Raw genomic sequence first — 15,253 nt, forward strand, 5'->3', positions numbered from 1 at the left:
GCCGGCAACCGCCGTTCGGGGGCCGGTTCACGCCTCAATCGAAGCGCAGATCCGCCCCCACCCGCTGCCCCACGCGCAGCATCTGGCCCGCGCCCCGGGCCACGATGGCATTCATGCCGAAGGTGATCGCACCATCGAGGCGCTTGTCCTGGCGGTAGGTCCGCAGCATGTCGCCCACCGCGGGGGTGCTTTCGGCCGTGGCGGGGTCGATGTCGGGGATGGGGCATCGTGAACACGGCTTCACGGGCTGCAGGTGGATCCCGCCTTCCGGGGCCTCCACCCGAATCATGTCCACACGGTCTTCGTCATGGGCATCCACGCCGGCCAGCACCACATTGGGCCGGAACCGCTCCATCCCCACGGGGGCATGGCCTGCCGCCTGCAGCCGCGCATTCAGCTCCTGCATGGAAGCCTCGCTGGCCACCAGCACGGGAAACCCGTCGGCGAACTGATTGGGCGCCTCGATCCCACCCGTCCACTCCATGCTGGACAGGCGGCGGTGCTCAGGGTCGAAACGGACAAGCCGGCACGGCTGACCCAGGAAATCCGTGACCCACTGGGCGGCCACCGCGCCCATGTCCCAGGCGGGCACCGTATCCCGCCAGACGGTCACGGTGGCAGGCGCCTCGACCGCATCGATGGACACGTGCAGGGCCAGCATGCCGGGCGCGCGCAAAACCATTTCGTCGCTCTTGAGCTGCGGCCGGATGAGCGCCATGCGGGGCAGGACGCGCTGGGTCAGGAACATGCCCTTGGCATCCACCACCATCCAGGCGCGGTCCAGGTCCAGCCCGGTCTCCGTGAGCAGCGCCTCCTGCACTTCAATGCCGGCGCACGACTTGACGGGATAGACGAACAGCCGTGCGATGGTGCCCGACAGATCGGAATCAGGGTTGAAGCTCACGCCGGGGTACTCCTTGAAAAACGGGCGGGGATGCGGGCCCCGATTCTGCACTGCGCGCGCGGGCACAAGCCCCCTCCTACAATGCCGCCATGGCCCAAACCTTTGATATCTGTATTCGCGGCACCGGCATCGTGGGCAAGACCCTGGCGCTGCTGCTGGCCCGCGAACGGCTGAAAGTGGCCCTGCTGGCGGCCCCCGGCCCCAGAGGCGCCGCAGCCGCCGATGTGCGGGCCTACGCGCTGAATGCGGCCTCGCGCCATCTGCTCGAATCGCTGCGCAGCTGGCCGGACGAGGAACACGCCACGCCGGTGCGGACCATGCAGGTGCAGGGTGACCACGACGGCGCCGTCCATTTCGACGCGGCCACCCAGGGGGTGGATGCCCTGGCCTGGATCGTCGACGTGCCCGCCCTGGAAGCACGCCTCACGGAAGCCGTGCGCTACCAGCCGCAGATGGAATGGGTGGAGTCGCCCGTGCCCGCGGCGCTGACGGTGGTGTGCGAGGGCCGCGCCAGCAGCACGCGGCAAGAATTTGGCGTGGATTTTCAGGTGACGCCCTATCCCCAGCACGCCATCGCCACCCGCTTGGAGTGCGAACGTGCGCATGGACAGGTGGCGCGCCAGTGGTTCTTGCCCGACGGCATCCTGGCTTTTTTGCCCTTGGGCGGCCCCCAGGGGAACTCCGTGGCGGTTGTATGGTCCGTCTTGCAGGACCAGGTGGCGCCGCTGATGGCCTTGCCGCCTGAAGAATTCGCGAAAAAGCTCCAGGCGGCCAGCCAGGAGGTGCTGGGAAAGTTGGTGCTGAGTGCGGAGCGCGCAGCCTGGCCCCTTCAGCTTGCCAAGGCGGACCGCTGGTGCGGGGCCCTGCCCGCCAGCGGCAAGAACCCGCGCAGCTGGGTGCTGGCCGGCGATGCGGCGCACAACGTGCACCCGCTGGCGGGCCAGGGGCTGAACCTGGGCCTGGCCGATGCGCAGGCCCTGGCAGGCATGCTGCAGGGACGCGACTACTGGCGCAGCGTGGCGGATGTGCGGCTGCTTCGGCGCTATGAAAGGGAGCGCAAGGCCGCGCTCCTGCCGATGGGTTTGGCGACGGACGGGCTGCAGCAACTTTTCTCCCGCCACGAGGGCGCCCTGCAGGCATTGCGCAACTGGGGAATGAAGGGCTTTGAACTGAGCGGCCCCTTGAAGAACTTCGTGGCCCGCCAGGCCATGGGAATACATTGACCACATTGCGGCCTCCACCGGGAGGCCGACAGATCTCCGGAACAAGAACACCATGAAACTGATTCCCACCCTGCTCGCCGCAGCCGCCCTGGCTTCAGGCATTGCCGCCTCCGCGCAGGAGGCAGATATCCGCAAGGCCCTCGCCGAGCGCATTCCGCAAATGGACAAGATCGACGAAGTGCGCCCCACGCCCATGAAGGGCCTGTACGAAGTGCGCATCGGGACGGATCTGTTCTACACCGATGCCAAGGGCAACTATGTGATCCAGGGCGAGCTGATCGATGCGAAGGCGCGCCGCAACCTGACGGAAGACCGCATCGCCAAACTCACCGCGGTCGAGTTCTCCGCCCTGCCCCTCAAGGATGCCTTCACCATCGTGCGGGGCGACGGGAAACGCAAGGTGGCCGTTTTTGAAGACCCCAATTGCGGGTACTGCAAGCGCTTCGAACGCGACCTGCAGAACGTGGACAACGTGACGGTGTACCTGTTCCTGTACCCCATCCTCAGCCCAGACTCCGCCGAAAAATCGCGCAACATCTGGTGCGCCAAGGACCCTGTGACCGCCTGGCAGGACCTGATGGTGCGGGACAAGCCCGCGGCTGCGGCAAGCTGCGACACCAGTGCCTTGCAGCGCAATCTGGCCTTTGGGCGCAAGCACAAGATCACGGGCACCCCCACGCTGATCTTTGCCAACGGGGCCCGCGTGCCGGGCGCGATCGGTGCGAAGGAAGTGGAAAAGCGCCTGGCCGAGGCCAGCAGCGAACCCTCCGCAGCGAACTGACCCGCGTTTCGCCGCCGTTGACGCCCTCTCCCACGGGCTGTGCCATCTGCCCGCAAGCCTGAACCTGCAGCTGCCCATGCCCTCTTCCCGCACGCCAGAACCCGCCGCCATCCACTACCGCGTCGAGCCCTCGGACCTGTACGCCCATCTCTTTCGCGTGGCACTGACGATCACCCGTCCCCAGGCCCTGCAGGAGGTCTCGCTGCCGGTCTGGATTCCGGGGAGCTATCTGGTGCGCGAATTCTCCAAGAACCTGCAGGAGCTCAAGGCCCACCAGGGCAAGCGCGAGGTGGCGCTGATCCAGTTGGACAAGCACCGGTGGCAGGCGGACTGCAGCGTGGACAAACCCCTGGTGCTGACCTATTGCGTCTGCGCCTACGACACCTCCGTGCGCACGGCCTGGCTCGACACATCCCGGGGCTTTTTCAATGGCACCAGCCTGTGCCTGCGCGTGCATGGACAGGAAAAGCAACGCCACACCCTCGACATCGCCAGCACGCCCGCCACGGCCGGATGGTCGGTCGCCACCGGGCTTGCCGCGCTCAAGGCCGACAAAAAGGGCTTTGGCCTGTATGCCGCCCAAGAATACGACGAGCTGGTCGATTGCCCGGTGGAGATGGGCATGTTCTGGATCGGCCGGTTCACGGCCGGCGGCATTGCGCACCGCTTTGTGGTGGCCGGGGCGGCGCCATCGTTTGATGGCAAGCGCCTGCTGGCGGACACCCAGAAGATCTGCGAAACCGCGATCCGCTTCTGGCATGGCGATGGCAAGGCTCCCTTCAGGAGCTACCTGTTCATGCTCAATGCCGTGGGGGACGGCTACGGGGGACTGGAGCACCGCAACTCGACCGCGCTCATCTGCGGGCGCCGCGACCTGCCGCGGCTCGGGGAAACACGCGCCGCGGAAGGCTACACCACCCTGCTGGGCCTCATCAGCCATGAGTACTTCCACACCTGGAACGTCAAGCGGCTGCGCCCGTCCGAGTTCACCGAGCACGACTACTCGCGGGAGAACTACACGCAGCTGCTCTGGTTCTTCGAGGGCTTCACCAGCTACTACGATGACCTGCTGCTGCGCCGCGCGGGGCTGATCGATGAGTCCACATACCTGAAGCTCGTCACCAAGACCATCAACCAGGTACTGCAGACCCCCGGCAGGGCCGTACAGACGGTGGCACAGGCCAGCTTCGATGCCTGGGTCAAGTACTACCGCCAGGACGAGAATACGCCCAACGCGACCGTCAGCTACTACACAAAGGGCTCGCTGGTGGCCCTTTGCCTGGACCTCGCCCTGCGCCGCGAAAGCAAGACCAGCCTGGACGAGGTCATGCGCGCGCTCTGGACACGCTGCCATGGCGGCCCCATGGCCGAGGACGATCTGCGCACGGTATTGGAAGAGCTGGCCGGCCGATCCTTTGATGCCGAACTGGCGCAGTGGGTGCACGGCACCACGGAGCTTCCGCTGACGGAACTGCTAGCGGCCCACGGCGTGCACCTCAAGGCCGAAACACCCCAATGGGCCCAGCGGCTCGGGCTGCGGGTGGGAGAAAGCCACAGCGTGCACATCAAGACCGTATTGCGCGGCGGTGCCGCGGAAAAGGCGGGCATGACGCCAGGCGACGAATGGCTGGGCATCGAGGTGAACCAGCAGGGATGGCGCATCAGCAAGCTGGAGGACGTGGCGTTCTATGCAGGCACCGAGACGGCATTGACGGCCCTGGTGGCGCGCGATGGCCGCCTGCTGCGCCTGGCGCTGGAACTCCCGTCCCGGGGCCCGTCCTCCGCGCTCAGAAAAACCGCCCGCGGCCCCGTGCCAGCCCCTGCCGTTCCTGACACGATCAGCCTGTCGGTTGCCAACGCGGCCGCGGTGGGGCGCTGGCTGAACTGATTCCCGCTGCGCGGTACGGTGTTCTACCTACCTCCGCGCGCTGCAGCCTCGCTTGGGTATATTCGTTCACGCCGTCATAACCACCTATAAATCCAGGAGATTTCCATGTCCTACGAAACCATCGAGGTCCGCACCGAGGCGGACAAGGTTGGCATCATCACGCTCAACCGCCCCAAGCAGCTCAACGCGCTGAATGACCAGCTCATGAACGAACTGGGCACCGCGCTGAAGGCCTTCGACGCGGACGAGAAGATCGGCTGCATCATCGTCACGGGAAGCGAAAAGGCGTTCGCGGCGGGCGCGGACATTGGAGCGATGGCGAAGTACAGCTTTGCGGACACCTACAAGGGCGACTACATCACCCGCAACTGGGAGGCCATCCGGTCCATCCGCAAGCCCGTGATCGCCGCCGTCAGCGGCTTTGCATTGGGGGGCGGCTGCGAGCTGGCCATGATGTGCGACTTCATCATCGCCGCCGACAACGCCCGGTTCGGCCAGCCTGAAATCAAGCTGGGTGTGATCCCTGGCGCGGGTGGCACGCAGCGGCTGCCGCGCGCCGTCGGCAAGGCCAAGGCGATGGACATGGCCCTGACGGGCCGCATGATGGACGCCGCGGAAGCCGAGCGCGCCGGGCTGGTCAGCCGCGTGGTGTCCTACGACAAGCTCATGGACGAGGCGCTGGGCGCCGCGATCATCATTGCAGGCTTCTCGCAAATCGCCGTGATGGCGGCCAAGGAGTCCGTCAACCGCGCCTTCGAAGGCAGCCTGTCGGACGGCGTCATGTTCGAGCGCCGCCTCTTCCACGCCCTGTTCTCGACCCAGGACCAGAAGGAAGGCATGGACGCTTTCATGAACAAACGCACAGCGAACTTCACACACCAATAATTTTTGTTCTATAATCTGGGGCTACGGTCGTATAGCTCAGTTGGTTAGAGCGCAGCATTCATAATGCTGATGTCGGTGGTTCAAGTCCACCTACGACCACCACATCCAACCCACAGTGCGGCAACCCACTGTGGGTTTTTCTTTGGTGCCGGGCTTTCGTGTTGCCTGGGCTGGCCCTGACAATGCGCAGGCCCCTCCACAGCCGATGGGGTTATTTCCCGCCTCGGACGGTTTGCTGGCTCACGCACCCCCAACGGCAGGTCCGCCCTAGAATTCTCCCTTCAGCCCCTGGATGTAAACCATGAATCGCTGCACTGTTCCCCACCGCGTTCCCGCACGGAACCTACGCCACCACATCGTCGCCGGGCTCGCTTGCGCCCTCGTGTACGCCGCTCTGCCCGCCACCGCCCAGGTACAGCCTGGCCTCGGAGGCATGCGCACGTTCCCTGATGCGGCCCTGCGCGGCACCTTGACCCTCAATACGGTGTCGGAAGCCACGCTCAACGGCCGCACCATCCGCATGGCACCCGGCATGCGCCTGCTGAGCCCGCAGAACACGCTGGTGATGGCGCACACGGTGCTGGGCCAGAGCTACAAGGTGAACTACGTCATCGAAAACAGCACCGGCATGCTGATCACCGCCTGGATCCTGACCCAGGGTGAAGCCGAACAACCCCGCAAGGGCAGTGACACGGTCGAGCGCAACTACCGCGCGGAATCCGACCCCATCAAGAAGTAACACGGCGGCTGCGCCCTGCGCAACGGCGCAACGGCGCAGCCGAATGCATGCTTGCGGAGCGCCGGGCGCCCCGCCTTATCCCTTTCCCGATCGCGAGCCCGCCATGGCCAAAAAAGTCTTTATCAAAACCTTCGGCTGCCAGATGAACGAGTACGACTCGGACAAGATGGCCGACGTGCTCAATGCCGCCCAGGGCTACGAGCCCACGCAGAACGTGGACGAAGCCGACCTCATTCTGTTCAACACCTGCTCGGTGCGCGAGAAGGCGCAGGAGAAGGTGTTCAGCGACCTGGGCCGCATCAAGCACCTGAAGGCGCGCGGCGTGAAGATCGGCGTGGGCGGCTGCGTGGCCAGCCAGGAAGGCGCCGAGATCATCAAGCGCGCGCCCTATGTGGACGTGGTGTTCGGCCCGCAGACCCTGCACCGCCTGCCCGAGATGCTGAACCAGCGCGAACGCCTGGACAAGCCCCAGGTGGACATCAGCTTCCCCGAGATCGAGAAGTTCGACCACCTGCCCCCGGCGCGGGTCGAGGGCGCGAGCGCCTTTGTCTCCATCATGGAAGGCTGCAGCAAATACTGCAGCTACTGCGTGGTGCCCTACACGCGCGGCGAAGAGGTGAGCCGCCCGTTCGACGATGTGCTGGTGGAAGTGGCGGGCCTGGCCGACCAGGGCGTGAAGGAAATCACCCTGCTGGGCCAGAACGTGAACGCCTACCTGGGCAAGATGGGGGGCACGGCAGAGATCGCCGACTTCGCGCTGCTGCTCGAATACGTGTCCGACATCCCGGGCATCGAGCGCATCCGCTACACCACGAGCCACCCCAACGAATTCACGCCCCGCCTGATCGAGGCCTACGCCAGGCTGCCCAAGCTGGCCAGCCACCTGCACCTGCCCGTGCAGCATGGCAGCGACCGCATCCTGATGGCCATGAAGCGCGGCTACACCGCCATGGAATACAAGAGCACGGTGCGCAAGCTGCGCGCCATCCGCCCCGACCTGGCCATGAGCAGCGACTTCATCGTGGGCTTTCCCGGCGAGACGGAGGACGATTTCAACAAGATGATGAAGCTCATCGACGACATCCACTTCGACAACAGCTTCAGTTTCATCTTCAGCCCGCGCCCCGGCACGCCCGCCGCCGGCCTGCACGACGACACGCCGCACGACGTGAAACTGCGCCGCCTGCAACACCTGCAAGGCGTCATCAACGCCAACATCAAATCCATCAGCGAAAGCCGCGTGGGCTCGGTGCAGCGCATCCTGGTGGAAGGCGCCTCCAAGCGCGACGCCACCGAGCTCATGGGCCGCACCGAATGCAACCGCGTGGTCAACTTTGTGGGCCAGCCCCGCCTGGTGGGGCAGATGGTGGATGTAACGATCACCGAGGCCAAGGCCTATACGCTGCGCGGCGAAGTGCGCACCCACGAGGCGGCATACGCCGCCTGAGACGCAGCAGACACCCGTGGCAATGCCTGAACACCTGCCACACGCGGATTCGCAGAAGGTCGACGGCCCTCTGCACGGCCTCTCGTTTCAGCAACTGCTGCTCCTGGCGTTCCTGCTCATAGCGGGCCTGCTGGGCGTGAGCTCCCTGCGGGCGCTCTATACGCTGGAACAGCTCATGGTGCAAAGCCGCCACGGCGGCGCGGAGGCAACAGCCCTGAGCACGGCCGCCCAGGCGCTGAACCAGCGTGGGCAGGCGCTGGAGCGCGCGGCCCGCCAGTCCCTGGTGCTGCGGGATGCGCCACTGCGCCGCAGCTTCAACGAGATGTCCGTGGAGGCGCTGGCCGTTCTCGACCAACTGCACAAGGGTGGACTCCCCGAAGAGCAGTCCGCGCAATGGCTCAGGCATCTGGACGCCGTCAAGGATCTGCTCGATGCCCCGCCAGAGCGGGCGCTGGAGAACGAGCGGCTGGTGGCGGAAGAATTCGTCACGCTGGAGGCGCTGCACACCACCATTGCGCAATCGGTGCAGGACATCAATGCCCAGCGCAACCGTGAACTGCAGGACCGGGTCGAGGCGAGCCGCCGCAGCGTGACCCACCAGGTGGTGGGGGTGATCGTCCTGGCCCTGGTGCTGGCCCTGGCGCTGGGCATCTGGCTCGCCCGCCCCTTCAAGCGGCTCGAAGGCACGATCCGGCGACTGGGAGAGAACCAGCTCGAAGCGCCCGTGGTGATCTCGGGCCCCGACGACGTGCGCCGGGTCGGTCAGCAACTGGAATGGCTGCGGCTACGGCTGCTGGAGCTGGACGCCGACAAGGCCCGCTTTCTTCGCCATGTCTCGCACGAGCTCAAGACCCCCCTGGCCGCGCTGCGGGAAGGCGTGGCGCTGCTGCAGGACGGCGTGACCGGCGAGCTCAACGCCGGCCAGCGCGAAGTGACGCAGATCCTGCACCACAACACGCTGGTGCTGCAGGGGGAGATCGAAGCCTTGCTGCGCTTCAATGCCGCGGCGTTCGAGGCACGCCAGCTGCAGCGGCGCGACACCGATCTGCTTGCGCTGCTGGAGGCCCAGGTGGAGGCCCAGCGCCTGCAATGGCAGGCCCGTGGCCTGCGCGTGCTGGTGGAGGGACCGGCTGTGTCCCTGCAGATCGATGCCGACAAAATCGCCTCGGCCGTCAGCAACCTGCTGTCCAACGCCATCCGTTTCTCCCCCAAGGGCGGAACGGTGCGGCTGTCCCTCTCGCGCCACGCCGACCACGTGCGCGTGGATGTCTCCGACCAGGGGCCCGGGGTGGCCAGCGCCGACCGCGACCGCGTGTTTGAACCCTTTTACCGGGGCATACGCCAGCCCGACGATGCAGTGCGAGGCACCGGCATCGGGCTTTCCATCGTCCACGAGTACGTTGTTGCCCACGGTGGCCGCGTGCGGCTGGTGGAAGACGGCGTCCACTCCTTTTTTCGCATGGAACTACCACATGCCGCCTAGTTATGTCCCTTGCCGCCCTGCCGGCCAGCAAGCGCTGAATTCCCCTGCATGGATCTTGCCGCTGGCCGCAGCGCTCGTGCTGACGGGCTGCAATGCCACCTCGCCCAAGGCGGCAGCAGCGGCGGCAGGAGCGCCCGCCCCCGTCGTGGCGGTTGCCGCCCCGGCCCCGGACGCACCGGAGTCCCTCCCGGCGGGCGAGGCCGCGGCCGCTGGCACAACCCAGGCCGCCGAACCGGTGCTGCAGGTGCTGGCCCAGGCCGACCGGACGCTGCGCATGCCCGCAGCAGAACTGGCCAGGGAAATCGCCCGCCTCGGCGAGGCGGAAGACGCGACGGCGGAAACCCCGCTTCTCCTGGCTGTTGCGCTTGCGCAGACACGCCAGCCCGTCGATACGGCACGTGCCCTCGGGCTGGTGCAGCGCGTGATGGGCAACACCGCTGCCGCGGCGCAGCCCCTGCATCCCCTGGCGCGCCTCATGGAGGCACGGCTGCTGCAGCAACGCCGGCTTGAAGACCAGTTGGAGCGGCAGGCACAACAACTGCGCGATGCACAGCGCCGCAACGACCAGCTCAACGAACGGCTGGAGGCCGTGCGCGCCATCGAACGCAGCCTGACCACGCGCCCCGCCCCGCTTCCTGCCACACCGGCATCAACCCCGGGCAGCAGCCCGCAGCGCCCGGCCCCCTGAGCTTGCGAGACAACGACCATGGCAGCCACTCCCCGCCCCTCCCGCGCAACGCCCGCCGCCCGCATTCTTGTGGTGGACGATGACGCCGACATGCTGCGGCTGTTGTCCCTGCGGCTCCATGCCGCCGGATACGACGTGGTGGCCGTGGGCTCGGCCGAGGCCGCGCTGGCCCAGCTCGACATGGCGCGCCCCCAGCTCGTGCTGAGCGACGTGCGCCTGCCAGGGCGCGACGGACTCGCGCTGTTCGACGAAGTGCGTGCACGCCACCCCTCGCTGCCGGTCATCCTGCTCACCGCCCACGGCACCATTCCCGATGCGGTGGAAGCCACGTCGCGCGGGGTGTTCACCTACCTCACCAAGCCCTACGACGGCAAGGAGCTGCTCGAGAAAATCGCCCAGGCCCTGGCGCTCAGCGCCCCTGCGGTGGCACATGCCCATGCCAACGAGGCATGGCGCGCCGAGATCGTGAGCCGCTCCAACCGCATGACCGACCTGCTGGCCGAAGCCTACATGGTGGCCCAGTCGGATGCGAGCGTGCTGTTGCTGGGCGACAGCGGCTCGGGCAAGGAACTGCTGGCCCAGGCCATCCACCGCGCCAGCCCCCGTGCGAGCCATCCCTTTGTGGCGGTCAACTGCGGCGCCATCCCCGAGGCCCTGCTGGAGTCCGAACTGTTTGGCCACGTCAAGGGCGCCTTCACCGACGCGGTGAGCAACCACAAGGGGTTGTTCCAGGCCGCCGAAGGCGGCACCTTGCTGCTGGACGAGATCGGCGACATGCCCCCCGCACTGCAGGTCAAGCTGCTGCGGGTGCTGCAGGAGCGCGCGGTGCGCCCCGTGGGGGCCAGCCAGGCGATCCCGATCAACGTGCGCATCATCTCGGCCACGCACCGCGACCTGGAGGCAGCGATGGCCACGGCCCAGTTCCGTGAAGACCTGTACTACCGCCTGAACGTGGTCACGCTGATGCTGCCCACCCTCGCAGACCGGCGCGAGGACATCGCGCTGCTGGCCAACCACTTTCTGGACAAGCTGGCGCGCAAGTACGACAAGCGCCTGTCAGGCTTTGCGCCCGAGGCGCTCAAGGCCCTGACCCTGGCCGCCTGGCCCGGCAATGTGCGCCAGCTCTACAACGTTGTCGAGCAGGTGTGCGCGCTGTCCACCACCCCTCTGGTGCCCCTGACGCTGGTGCAGCGCGCGCTGCGCACGCCGTCCACCCAGGTGCTGAGCTTTGCCGAAGCCCGGCAACGCTTCGAGCGCGAGTATCTGGTGGGCCTGCTCAAGATGACGGACGGCAACGTGGCCGATGCGGCGCGCCTGGCGCAGCGCAACCGCACGGAGTTCTACCGGCTGCTGCAAAAACACGCGCTGACCCCCGGAAACTTCAAGAATGACGCCCCGGACAACGACGACGTCGCCGATGGGCGACACGACTAAGTATTTGATTTATCTGGGTTTTTTAGCAGCGATCCCATTCGCTGTCGCCAGATGGCGACAAAAAGACGGCATTTCGGCTCCCATGGCGGGGTTGCACATCTGCTTACATGCAGTTGATGGCCTAAGCATTTGATTTAGAACAGTTTTTTCAAGCTGGCACAGGGTTTGCCCTAGTTCCGGCATGCAAGCTGTTTTTTCTCTCCGTTCACGCGCCATCGGCCGCCTCCCGCGGGCCGTGATGGCGCTGGCCGCCGCCCTGCTCGCAGGCACTGCGCAGGCGCAAGGCTTCGATTTCGACAGCGTCACCCGCCTCGCCCGGGAGCGGGCACAGAAGCCGTATCGCGCATCCAGCGACAAGCTGCCCGCCGACCTCGCAAAACTCAACTACGACCAGGTGCGCGACATCCGCTGGCGCCCCGACCGCGCCCTGTGGCGCACCGAGAAGCTGCCGTTCGAGGCCATGTTCTTCCACCTGGGCCTGTACCAGAAAGAGCCGGTGCTGATCAACGAAGTCACGCCGCAGGGCGCGCGCCACATCGGCTACAGCCGTGCGGACTTCGACTATGGCAAGAACCAGGTGCGGCCTGAGGCCTGGGGAGACCTGGGCTTTGCAGGCTTTCGCCTGCACAACCACCTCAACTCCAGCGCCTACAAGGATGAGCTGGTGGTCTTCCAGGGCGCGAGCTACTTCCGCGCGCTGGGAAAGGGCCAGCAGTACGGCCTGTCGGCCCGGGGGCTGGCCATCGACACCGTGGGCGGCAGTGGCGAGGAGTTCTCGCGCTTCACCGAGTTCTGGCTGGTACGGCCCGACCCCTTGTCCACACAGGTCACGGTGTACGCGCTGCTGGATTCGCCCCGCGCCACCGGCGCCTACCGCTTCGACATCCAGCCCGGCGCGCAGACCACCACCACCGTGCGCAGCCGCATTTTTGTGCGGCCCGGCTCCGGCAAGCCCATCGCCACGCTCGGGGTCGCGCCGCTGACCAGCATGTTCTTCTTTGGCGAGAACCAGCCCCGCAAGGACGACTTCCGGCCCGAAGTGCATGACTCCGACGGCCTGATGATCGCCACCGGCGAGGGCGAATGGCTGTGGCGGCCGCTGCAGAACCCCAGGCAGACACTGGTCACATCGTTTGCCACCCAAAACCCCAAGGGCTTTGGCCTGATGCAGCGCGACCGCCAGTGGTCGAACTATGAGGACGTGGAAGCCCGGTATGAGCGCCGCCCCAGCGCCTGGGTGCGCCCCCTGCACGACTGGGGCGCTGGCCGCGTGGAACTGGTGCAGCTCCACACCCCCGACGAAACGCACGACAACATCGTGGCGTATTGGGTTCCGGCCCAGATGCCGGCCCCCGGCCAGCCCCTGGAATTTGCCTATGAGCTGAGCTGGCAGGGCGACGAGCAGCAGCGCCCCCCCGGGGCCTGGGCCACGCAATCGCGCCGGGGCATGGGCTACACCAAACAAACCGCCGAGGCCCTGCGCCAGCAGGCCCAGTACGTGGTCGATTTCGACGGCCCCGCCCTCAAGGCCCTGCCCGCCGACGCCACCGTGAAGGCCGTGGTGACCAGCGATGCCAACGGCAAGGTGCTTGAAAACATCGTCTACCGCAATCCCGCCACCGAGCAGTGGCGCATGACCGTTCGCGTACAGCGCCAAAAGGCCGATCGCCCGATCGAGCTGCGCGCTTTTCTTCAACACGACAACCACGCTGTGAGTGAAACATGGACGCACATCATTCTTCCCGAGTAAGCCCCCTACAGCAGCACCGGACTGTCGGCATCCCGCGCAGCACGCTGCGCGAGGAACGGCACCCCAATGCCGTGACCGCGCCCCCGGTCAACCGGGGCTCCATGGCACCGCTGCCCTGGCGCGGCTTCTGGAACAGCATGGGCACCGCCCTCCTGCTGCGCCTGACAGGCCGCAGCGCAGCGCCCCACCCGGCCCTGCCCGCGGCCCCCGCCGTGGCCCAGGCCTGGGAGGGCGCCGCGCAGCGCCGCCGCTGGACCTTTGCCGTGCTGACCGCGTTGACCACGGCCCTGGCCAGCTTTCTGTTTGCGGGCGTGCAGCCCGACTATGAAAACGCCTGGCTGGGGTACGGCCAGATCGCGCTGTTTGCGCTGCTCTCCGCCTGGGTGGTCACCGGTTTCCTGACCGGCCTGATGGGTTTCTGGGTGATGCTGCGCGGTGACCGGCACGCGCTGTCCGTGCGCAGCGTGCTGGAGCACGAACTGGCGCCCGACGCGCGCACGGCCATCATCATGCCGATCTGCAACGAAGATGTGGCCACGGTGTTTGCCGGGCTGCGGGCCACGTGCGAGTCGGTCGCATCCACCGGCCACGGTGCCACCTTCGACGTGTTCGTGCTGTCCGACAGCTACGACCCCGCCATCGCCCAGGCCGAGCGTGCCGCATGGGAGGCGCTGCGCGATGCCCTCGCCCAGCACGGCCAGCAGCCGCAAGTGCAGGTGTACTACCGCCTGCGCACCCGCCGCACGCACCGCAAGGCCGGCAATGTGGCCGACTTCTGCCGCCGCTGGGGCAAGGACTACCGCTACATGGTGGTGCTGGACGCCGACAGCGTGATGAGCGGCGACTGCATCGTCTCGATGGCCAAGCTGATGGAAGCCAACCCCAGCGCCGGCATCATCCAGACAGCCACGCAGGCCATCGGCCACGTCACGCTGCACGCCCGCGCACAGCAGTTCGCCTCGCGCGTCACAGGCCGCCTCTTCACCCTGGGCATGCAGTACTGGCAACTGGGCGAATCCCACTACTGGGGCCACAACGCCATCATCCGCGTAGCTCCTTTCATGGAGCATTGCGCACTCGCACCCATCAAGGGCAAGGGCGGTCTGGCGGGCGGCATCATGTCGCACGATTTCGTGGAAGCAGCCCTGATGCGCCGCGCGGGCTACCACGTGTGGCTGGTGGCCGACCTGGTCGGCAGCTACGAGCAACAGCCTCCCGACCTGCTGGCCGAACTGCAACGCGACCGCCGCTGGTGCCAGGGCAACCTGCAGAACGCTCGCCTCATGGCCGAGCCCGGCCTCCACGCCGTGCACCGCTCGATGTTCATCACGGGCGCCATGGCCTACCTCTCGGCCCCATTGTGGCTGGCCTTCCTCACCCTGGGCACGGCGCTGTGGCTCTCGGGCGCCAAGCTCGTGGCCGACTGGCACATCCTGCCGGCCGAACTGCTCTCGCTGTGGGCATGGACGCTGTGCATGCTATTCCTGCCTCGCATCCTGGGCCTGGCCGCGGTGTTCATGCGCCGCGAGCAAAAGGAGTACGGCGGCGCCTTCAGCCTGCTCAAGAGCGCCGCGCTCGAAAGCGTGCTGGCCATCCTGCAGGCCCCCATCCGCATGCTGGCGCATTCGCTGTTCGTACTGATAGCGCTCACGGGCCTGAAGCTGGAATGGAAATCGCCTCCGCGCGAGGCCCACGCCGTGCCCTGGCTCCATGCCGTGCGCCAGCTGGCCCCCATGAGCGTGGTGATCGGCCTGCTGGCGCTGGGTGTTGCGCTGATCGACAGCAGCGCCCTCCTGTGGCTGATGCCCGTGGGCCTGCCGCTGGCGCTGGCGATTCCGCTGGCCGTGCTCACCAGCCAGATCGCGCTGGGCAAGGCGATGCGCGCACAGCGCCTGCTGCTGATTCCCGAGGAGTCCTGGTCGCCCCCCGTGCTGCGCCGCGCATGGCTGCATGCCAGCCGCCTGGCACAGCCGATGCTGAAGGCAGCCTAGTCCGTCGCCTCCTCGCGATCACATCGCCCACAAAAAAAGC

The 15,253-nt window shown here is 66.8% G+C and carries 12 protein-coding genes and 1 tRNA gene; 12 read left to right on the forward strand and 1 reads right to left on the reverse strand.

The genetic code is table 11. The features are described 5' to 3' along the window. Positions 1–34: 34 nt before the first annotated feature. The gene (locus KW843_RS15460; protein ID WP_218296039.1) at positions 35–904 is read right to left on the reverse strand and encodes an MOSC N-terminal beta barrel domain-containing protein; all 870 of its coding nucleotides are present in this window, start codon (positions 902–904) and stop codon (positions 35–37) included. Positions 905–993: 89 nt separating this feature from the next. Between KW843_RS15460 and KW843_RS15465 the strand changes: the two genes are divergently transcribed. From KW843_RS15465 to mdoH, 12 genes are all read left to right on the forward strand, one after another. Continuing rightward, complete coding sequence (locus KW843_RS15465; RefSeq protein WP_218296040.1) at positions 994–2,127, forward strand: FAD-dependent monooxygenase; 1,134 nt, start codon at positions 994–996, stop codon at positions 2,125–2,127. Between the two features lie 52 nt (positions 2,128–2,179). After that, positions 2,180–2,908 carry a DsbC family protein gene (locus KW843_RS15470; protein WP_218296041.1) on the forward strand — a complete coding sequence of 243 codons (729 nt, stop codon included), beginning with the start codon at positions 2,180–2,182 and terminating at the stop codon, positions 2,906–2,908. Between the two features lie 76 nt (positions 2,909–2,984). Then, positions 2,985–4,796: a M61 family metallopeptidase gene (locus KW843_RS15475; protein WP_218296042.1), complete on the forward strand. Its 1,812-nt coding sequence runs from the start codon at positions 2,985–2,987 to the stop codon at positions 4,794–4,796. 105 nt (positions 4,797–4,901) lie between these two features. Then, entirely contained in the window at positions 4,902–5,681 is a 780-nt protein-coding gene (locus tag KW843_RS15480; protein ID WP_218296043.1) for an enoyl-CoA hydratase, read from the forward strand. A 25-nt stretch (positions 5,682–5,706) separates the two neighbouring features. Then, positions 5,707–5,783 (forward strand) — tRNA-Met (locus KW843_RS15485). A 199-nt stretch (positions 5,784–5,982) separates the two neighbouring features. Further along, positions 5,983–6,420 (forward strand): hypothetical protein, encoded by a 438-nt coding sequence (locus KW843_RS15490; RefSeq protein WP_218296044.1) that lies wholly within the window; start codon positions 5,983–5,985, stop codon positions 6,418–6,420. A 103-nt stretch (positions 6,421–6,523) separates the two neighbouring features. After that, positions 6,524–7,867 (forward strand): tRNA (N6-isopentenyl adenosine(37)-C2)-methylthiotransferase MiaB, encoded by a 1,344-nt coding sequence (gene miaB / locus KW843_RS15495; RefSeq protein ID WP_218296045.1) that lies wholly within the window; start codon positions 6,524–6,526, stop codon positions 7,865–7,867. A 22-nt stretch (positions 7,868–7,889) separates the two neighbouring features. Continuing rightward, positions 7,890–9,350 carry a sensor histidine kinase KdpD gene (locus tag KW843_RS15500; protein WP_218296310.1) on the forward strand — a complete coding sequence of 487 codons (1,461 nt, stop codon included), beginning with the start codon at positions 7,890–7,892 and terminating at the stop codon, positions 9,348–9,350. A 55-nt stretch (positions 9,351–9,405) separates the two neighbouring features. Beyond that, positions 9,406–10,038 (forward strand): hypothetical protein, encoded by a 633-nt coding sequence (locus KW843_RS15505; protein ID WP_218296046.1) that lies wholly within the window; start codon positions 9,406–9,408, stop codon positions 10,036–10,038. An 18-nt stretch (positions 10,039–10,056) separates the two neighbouring features. After that, positions 10,057–11,472 carry a sigma 54-interacting transcriptional regulator gene (locus KW843_RS15510; RefSeq protein WP_218296047.1) on the forward strand — a complete coding sequence of 472 codons (1,416 nt, stop codon included), beginning with the start codon at positions 10,057–10,059 and terminating at the stop codon, positions 11,470–11,472. A gap of 238 nt (positions 11,473–11,710) precedes the next feature. Continuing rightward, on the forward strand, positions 11,711–13,222 hold the full coding sequence (locus tag KW843_RS15515) for a glucan biosynthesis protein G (protein WP_218296312.1): 1,512 nt from the start codon (positions 11,711–11,713) through the stop codon (positions 13,220–13,222). Beyond that, the gene (gene mdoH / locus KW843_RS15520; protein WP_255594766.1) at positions 13,195–15,213 is read left to right on the forward strand and encodes a glucans biosynthesis glucosyltransferase MdoH; all 2,019 of its coding nucleotides are present in this window, start codon (positions 13,195–13,197) and stop codon (positions 15,211–15,213) included. Before KW843_RS15515 ends, mdoH begins: the two co-directional genes overlap by 28 nt. Positions 15,214–15,253: the final 40 nt, after the last annotated feature.

This window comes from Acidovorax sp. sif1233 (assembly GCF_019218755.1).
In the GTDB taxonomy this organism is placed as follows: domain Bacteria; phylum Pseudomonadota; class Gammaproteobacteria; order Burkholderiales; family Burkholderiaceae_C; genus Acidovorax.